Annotated in this window: 1 protein-coding gene; it reads right to left on the bottom strand. The window is 53.1% G+C overall.

Translation table 11 applies throughout. The annotated features are described in order from the left end of the window. Positions 1-752 (bottom strand): Ig-like domain-containing protein (locus CEW93_RS10605; protein ID WP_186727974.1); only part of this gene is annotated, 752 nt, incomplete at both ends.

Raw genomic sequence — 752 nt, 5'->3', positions numbered from 1 at the left:
TTGGCGTGGTTGAGCTGTCAACGATGGTGGTGTCTGCTTGAGCCACACCCACTTTGGCGCCATCAACTTGGCTGATGCGTACACTGTAAGCTTCTTCGCCTTCGGTCATTTGGTCAGCCACAGCCGCCACGGTGAAGCTCGCTTCGGTGGCACCTGCTGGGATGGTAACGGTTTGGGTGGTGAAGACCACGTCGCCGTCGGTGGCAGTGCCTGCCACAAAGCTGACAGTAACGGTAACGTCTTTGCCATAAGCTTTATCTAAGCTTAGGGTATAAGTGGCTTGTTCACCTTCATTGACTTGGCTGCTGCCAGCAATGCTCACCACAGGGGCAACAGCAACAGTGGTGGTTACTTTGGCGGATGAGACTTCTTTGCCATCGCTGATGGTGTAGTTGATGGTGGCCTCACCTTCAAAGCCTGCCGCTGGGGTAAAGATGAGTTTGCCATTGTCAATGCTGACTGTGCCTTGTGCTGGGTCAACGCTCGCTTGTGTGATGGTTAATGGGTCATTGTCAGCATCAGTGTCATTGGCCAACACGTCAATGGTTACGGCAGTTTCATAATCGGTCACTGCCACATCATCATTGGCAACTGGTGGCTGATTGGCTGGGGCGGCATCATTGTCAGCAACCACGCTTGTGCTTGGGGCGGTGTCTGTGCCACGGGTGTTTTGTGCCGTTAAGGTTGAACCGTCTTTGATGGCATCTGGGCTTAAAGTAACTTCGCCAGTTTGTGGGTTAACTTCCACACCA

The organism is Moraxella sp. VT-16-12 (genome assembly GCF_002224245.2).
GTDB lineage: Bacteria > Pseudomonadota > Gammaproteobacteria > Pseudomonadales > Moraxellaceae > Moraxella.
Note: the sequence above shows the minus strand (reverse complement) of the source record. Positions and strands in the feature narration are given on the sequence as shown.